The organism is Streptomyces sp. 13-12-16 (assembly GCF_002114215.1).
Taxonomy (GTDB): Bacteria; Actinomycetota; Actinomycetes; order Streptomycetales; family Streptomycetaceae; genus Streptomyces.
The window spans coordinates 1-5,321 of the sequence record NZ_NCTE01000123.1 but is presented as its reverse complement, the minus strand read 5'-3'; the positions used below and the strand labels follow the sequence as shown (position 1 = coordinate 5,321).

6 protein-coding genes and 1 pseudogene are annotated in these 5,321 nt (G+C 73.6%); 4 read left to right on the top strand and 3 right to left on the bottom strand.

The features are described from left to right. Positions 1-208: pseudogene (locus tag B7767_RS47795) on the bottom strand (class I SAM-dependent methyltransferase); the annotation flags it as partial. A 206-nt stretch (positions 209-414) separates the two neighbouring features. Here B7767_RS47795 and mshA point away from each other — a divergent pair. Together mshA and B7767_RS05860 are read left to right on the top strand one after the other, a co-directional pair. After that, on the top strand, positions 415-1,752 hold the full coding sequence (mshA, locus tag B7767_RS05865; RefSeq protein ID WP_085571187.1) for a D-inositol-3-phosphate glycosyltransferase: 1,338 nt from the start codon (positions 415-417) through the stop codon (positions 1,750-1,752). Then, entirely contained in the window at positions 1,745-2,263 is a 519-nt protein-coding gene (locus B7767_RS05860) for a YbjN domain-containing protein (RefSeq protein WP_085571186.1), read from the top strand. The genes mshA and B7767_RS05860 overlap by 8 nt, the downstream gene beginning before the upstream one ends. On the opposite strand, the gene B7767_RS05855 is transcribed toward B7767_RS05860, so the two are convergent. Beyond that, on the bottom strand, positions 2,217-3,026 hold the full coding sequence (locus tag B7767_RS05855) for an AraC family transcriptional regulator (protein ID WP_085571185.1): 810 nt from the start codon (positions 3,024-3,026) through the stop codon (positions 2,217-2,219). The two genes, B7767_RS05860 and B7767_RS05855, sit on opposite strands and share 47 nt — an antisense overlap. Between B7767_RS05855 and B7767_RS05850 the strand changes: the two genes are divergently transcribed. Together B7767_RS05850 and B7767_RS05845 are read left to right on the top strand one after the other, a co-directional pair. Next, complete coding sequence (locus tag B7767_RS05850) at positions 3,025-3,492, top strand: DUF2000 domain-containing protein (RefSeq protein ID WP_179167041.1); 468 nt, start codon at positions 3,025-3,027, stop codon at positions 3,490-3,492. The genes B7767_RS05855 and B7767_RS05850 overlap by 2 nt on opposite strands. Before the next feature lie 12 nt (positions 3,493-3,504). Further along, positions 3,505-4,065, top strand: coding sequence for an HAD domain-containing protein (locus tag B7767_RS05845; protein ID WP_085571183.1), 561 nt, complete (start codon positions 3,505-3,507; stop codon positions 4,063-4,065). 125 nt (positions 4,066-4,190) lie between these two features. On the opposite strand, the gene B7767_RS05840 is transcribed toward B7767_RS05845, so the two are convergent. Further along, positions 4,191-5,165: an alpha/beta fold hydrolase gene (locus tag B7767_RS05840; protein WP_085571182.1), complete on the bottom strand. Its 975-nt coding sequence runs from the start codon at positions 5,163-5,165 to the stop codon at positions 4,191-4,193. Between the last annotated feature and the right edge of the window lie 156 nt (positions 5,166-5,321).

The window sequence follows — 5,321 nt, the reverse complement described above, 5'->3', positions numbered from 1 at the left end:
CCGTCCAGGGGGCCGCGCCGTAGCCGAGGTCGACGGCGACGGGATCGGCCGCGCGGCGCAGTTCCGCGCCGTGCGTGGCCGCGATCCAGCGGTCCATGCGGCGCAGGCGGTTGGGGTTGGTGGTCCCGCGCGTCACCGTCCCGATGACGGGGGTCCCCCCGCTCGGGCGCGGCCGAGAGTGGGGGAGCGGGGTGGCGCGGGCTGTCATACGGACGAGTATGCGGGTACCCGCAGACGGCGCCGATGTGGGTGACGCGGCCCACTCTCGAACGGTTGAGCGACATTCGGTAATGATTCGGCAAAAACCCGAACCGGGGACGTCGTCCGGAAATGAGGACGCGGTTTTCGGACGTTGACGTCGCCGAGGGCCCCACACCCTCCGCCAGCCATGTCCGCAGCGAGGAGGAACGCCACGTGAGCCAGTACATCGCGAGGCTCGGACGGCGCTCCCCCGCCACGCCCCCGCGGCTGCGGCTGCACCGCAGGCCCCGCCGCGTGGCGATGCTCTCCGTGCACACCTCCCCGCTCCACCAGCCGGGCACCGGCGACGCGGGCGGCATGAACGTCTACATCGTGGAGCTCGCGCAGCGCCTCGCCGCGATCAACATCGAGGTCGAGATCTTCACCCGCGCGACCACCGCCGCCCTCCCGCCCACCGTCGAACTCGCCCCGGGCGTCCTCGTCCGGCACGTCGACGCGGGCCCCTACGAGGGCCTCGCCAAGGAAGAGCTCCCGGCCCAGCTCTGCGCCTTCACCCACGGCGTGATGCAGGCCTGGGCCCGCCACCGCCCCGGCCACTACGACCTGGTCCACTCCCACTACTGGCTCTCCGGCCACGTCGGCTGGCTCGCCGCCCAGCGCTGGGGCGTGCCCCTGGTGCACGCCATGCACACCATGGCCAAGGTCAAGAACGCCAACCTGGCCGACGGCGACACGCCCGAACCCGCCGCGCGCGTCATCGGCGAGACCCAGATCGTCACCGCCGCCGACCGGCTGATCGCCAACACCGCCGAGGAGGCCGACGAACTCGTACGGCACTACGCGGCCGACCCCGGCAAGGTCGCCGTCGTCCACCCCGGCGTGAACCTCTCCCGCTTCCGCCCGGCCGACGGCCGCGCCGCCGCGCGGGCCCGCCTCGGCCTGCCGAGGGACGCCCTGATCCCCCTCTTCGCGGGCCGCATCCAGCCCCTCAAGGCCCCTGACGTGCTCCTCCGCGCGGTGGCCGCCCTGCTCGGCGAACGCCCCGAGCTGCGCTCCCGCATCTGCGTCCCCGTGGTCGGCGGCCCCAGCGGCAGCGGCCTCGCCAAGCCGGAGGGGCTGCAGAAGCTCGCCGCGCGGCTCGGCATCGCCGACGTCGTACGGTTCCACCCGCCCGTCGGGCAGGAGCAGCTCGCGGACTGGTTCCGCGCGGCGTCCGTGCTCGTCATGCCGTCCTACAGCGAGTCCTTCGGACTGGTCGCCATAGAGGCGCAGGCCGCCGGCACCCCGGTGCTCGCGGCAGCGGTCGGCGGCCTCCCGGTGGCCGTGCGGGACGGGCACACCGGCTTCCTCGTCCAGGGCCACGACCCCGACGCCTACGCGCGCGTGCTGCGCGACTTCGCCGACCACCCGCACCTCGCCGACCGCATGGGCGAGGCCGCCGCCCGGCACGCCCAGTCCTTCGGCTGGGACACCTCCGCCGCGGCCACCGCCGACGTCTACACGGCCGCGACCCAGGCCCACCGCCGTCAAGTACGCTCCCACCATGGCTGACAAGGCGACGGAGGCAGCGCGGGTCATCGAGGGCGTCCTGAAGGACGCCGAGCTGGAGTGGGAGAGTCCCACGCCCGGCAGTTACGTGGTGAAACTCCCCGGCACCCGCAAGCTCTCCACCACCGTGTCCCTGATCGCCGGCCGGCACACGCTCTCCCTGAACGCCTTCGTCATCCGCCACCCCGACGAGAACGAGAGCGACGTCCACCGCTGGCTCCTGGAGCGCAACCTCAAGCTCTTCGGCGTGAGTTACGCCGTCGACCCGCTCGGCGACATCTACGTCACCGGCCGCCTGCCGCTGGCCGCCGTCACCGCGGAGGAACTCGACCGCCTCCTCGGCCAGGTCCTGGAGGCCGCCGACGGCAGCTTCAACACCCTCCTGGAGCTCGGTTTCGCCTCGGCGATCCGCAAGGAGTACGACTGGCGGGTGTCACGCGGGGAGTCCACCCGCAACCTGGACGCGTTCACCCACCTGCTGCGGCGCCCGTCGCCCGGTAACGCCCCGGAGTGACCCCCACCAGCCTGCGGAAGTGCCGGGTGAGGTGCGCCTGGTCGTAGAACCCGGTGGCGACGGCGACCTCGCCCGGCGACCGGCCCTCCAGGAGCAGCCGCCGGGCGCGGCCGACCCGGCGGGACATCAGGTACTGGTGCGGCGCGATGCCGTACGCCCCGCTGAACGCCCGTACGAGGTGCGCGGGATGGGCGGACAGCGTCCCGCCGGCCTCCGCCAGGCTCACGCCGTCCACGACCCGCTCGTCGAGCAGCTCCCGCAGCCGCCGCGCGAGCACGGGATCCCGCCGGGGCGCGCCGAGGACCTCCCGGGACCGCAGGTGTTCCCGCAGCCGCTCCCCGACCAGCGTCAGCCTGCTCTCGGCCTCCAGCTCGTCCCCGGGCCGCACCAGCGCGGAGTGCACCTGCCCGACGCGCCGCCGCAGCAGGGGGTCGCGCAGATCGGGCCGGTCGACGGCGGCCCCGATGAGACCGTCGGCGAGATGGTGGCCGTCGAGGTACAGCACCCGCTTGCGGAAGCCGTCGGAGGTGGCGGGGGCGCCGTTGTGCGGGACGTGCGGCGGCAGCAGGGAGACGGTGTCGTGCGGGGTGCCGTGCTCGTGCCGGTCGAGGTCGTACCGTACGGCGCCGTCGTCGACGATGAGCAGCGTCCAGGCGTCGTGGACGTGCATCGGGTAGGCGTACTCGGTGAACCGGGCGTGGAACACCTCGACGACGCCCGGGACACGGGGCCGCCAGGCGGACACGGTCGCCTGGGAGGACATGCAAACAACGTACAAGACGCGGGCCGGCCCCGATCGGCAGTCTCAGGGCATGAGCACTCGCTTCGACACGAAGATCGCCGTACTGCTGCGCGAGGACCTGGAGCCCTGGCAGCGCCTCAACGTCACCGCCTTCCTGGTCAGCGGCCTGGGCACCCGGCTCCCGGAGCTGATCGGCGCACCCTACGAGGACGCGGACGGCGTGCCGTACCTGCCGATGTTCCGCCAGCCGGTCCTGGTCTTCCAGGGCACGAAGGAAGTGCTGGAGGCGGCCCACGCACGCGCCCTCTCCCGTGCCCTGCCCCGCGCGGTCTTCACCTCCGACCTGTTCGCCACGGGCCACGACGAGGCCAACCGCGCGGCGGTCCGCGCCGTGGGCACGGCGGACCTGGACCTGGTGGGCCTGGCGCTCCACGGTCCGAGGAACGCGGTGGACAAGGTCCTGAAGGGGGCCAGGATGCACCCGTGAGACGCTGACCGCATGAGCAGTGCGCCCCGCCCGGTCCTCTTCCTGGACGTGGACGGCCCGCTGATCCCCTTCGGCGCCGGCTCCGGTTCCGGTTCCGGTTCCGGTTCCGGCTTCGGTTCCGTCCCCGGTTCCGGCGCACCCGCGCGGGGACCGCGCACGGACTCCGGGAACCCCCTGCTGGACCGCCTCGACCCCACGCTGGGCGCATGCCTGCTCGCCCTCCCCTGCGACCTGGTGTGGGCGACGACCTGGGGACACGAGGCGAACGACACGATCGCCCCGCGCCTCGGCCTGCCGCGACTGCCGACGGTCTCCTGGCCGGAGGACGACGACACTCCCGCATCGCGCGGCCTGCACTGGAAGACCCGCCCCCTCGCGGAGTGGGCCGGACGCCGCCCCTTCGTCTGGCTGGACGACGAGATCGGCGGGACGGACCGTGCGTGGACCGAGGCGGCCCACCCGGCCCCGGCACTGCTCCACCGGGTGGACCCGGCGAAGGGCCTGACGGAGGCGGACCTCACGGCGGTACGGGAGTGGCTGCGCTCGGCGTTCCCCGCTGTCACACCTTCTTGACGACGACCGTGTCCGGTAACCAGCCTCTCCAGGCCGTCCACGTCCGACGTGAAGACCGTGACCTGCCCCCGACCACCGCCGCGCCGTGAGCACGACCCCGCGCGGTCCCCTTCAGGGCGTCCGGGTCACAGCGCGGTCAGCCACTCGACGAGGAGGTGGTTGACCTCGTCGGGGCGTTCCTGCTGGATCCAGTGGCCGCAGCCGTCGAGGACGTGCGAGGAGACCAGGCCCGGCAGCGTCACCGGGTACGCCTCGATCGCGTCGGCCAGCCAGGTCGTGGAGGCGTCCAGGCCGCCGCCGACGAACAGCGACGGCTGGCTGATGGGGGCGCCGTCGAAGGCGGCGAGGTCCTCCCAGTCGCGGTCCATGTTCCGGTAGCGGTTGAGCGCCCCGGTCACGCCGGTGCGCTCGAACTCACCGGCGTAGACGTCGAGGTCCCGCTCGCTCAGCCAGCCGGGCAGCCGGCCCGGGGGGAACCGATCGCGCAGCGTCTGGCCCTCTCCGACGAAGTGCGGGTCGGGGGCGCCGGGCGGGGGCATGGTGTCGGCGGACAGCGCCGCGTAGAAGCCCGCGAGCCAGCCCCGTACATCGGGCTCGATCTCCGCCTCGGCGCGGCCCGGCTCCTGGAAGTACGAGACGTAGAACTCCTCGTCGCCGCCCATCCCGGCGAAGACGTCACTGGGCCGGGGCCCGCCGCGCGGGGTGTAGGGAACGCTCAGCAGCCCCACCGCGCGGAAGACGTCCGGCCTGAGCAGCGCGGAGTTCGCGGCGATGGTCGCACCCCAGTCGTGCCCCACGACCACGGCCGACTCCTCGCCCAGGGCGTGCACCACGGCGGCGTTGTCCGCCACCAGGTCGAGCATCCGGTACGCCTCCGTCGCGGCCGGCCTGGAGGAGCGGCCGTACCCGCGGACGTCGACGGCGACCGCGCGGTAACCCGCCGCCGCGAGCGCGGGCAACTGGTGCCGCCAGGAGTACCAGGACTCCGGGAAGCCGTGCACGAGCAGCACCAGCGGTCCGGCCCCCTGCTCCACGAGATGGATCCGGCCTCCGGGTGAGGAGACCAGCCGATGGGTGGTCTCCGCGGCTTTCCGGCTCATGCGCCCTCCTCCAGGACCGTGGTCCGCAGTGCCTCGATCACCTCGATCATGCGGAAGACCGCCCCGAAGACCCGAGCACTTTTGCCGACCCGGCAAACCCGCCGCCCTCGCCGCGGCCCGCGGCCCGCGGGGCCGTGGCAGGGGCGGGGGCGGGGG

Bases quoted from the DNA above. Each gene is read 5' to 3' on its own strand.
- B7767_RS05840 (WP_085571182.1), bottom strand. From the start codon at position 5,165: ATGAGCCGGAAAGCCGCGGAGACCACCCATCGGCTGGTCTCCTCACCC.
- B7767_RS05850 (WP_179167041.1), top strand. From the start codon at position 3,025: ATGCAAACAACGTACAAGACGCGGGCCGGCCCCGATCGGCAGTCTCAG.
- B7767_RS05855 (WP_085571185.1), bottom strand. From the start codon at position 3,026: ATGTCCTCCCAGGCGACCGTGTCCGCCTGGCGGCCCCGTGTCCCGGGC.
- B7767_RS05860 (WP_085571186.1), top strand. From the start codon at position 1,745: ATGGCTGACAAGGCGACGGAGGCAGCGCGGGTCATCGAGGGCGTCCTG.
- B7767_RS05845 (WP_085571183.1), top strand. From the start codon at position 3,505: ATGAGCAGTGCGCCCCGCCCGGTCCTCTTCCTGGACGTGGACGGCCCG.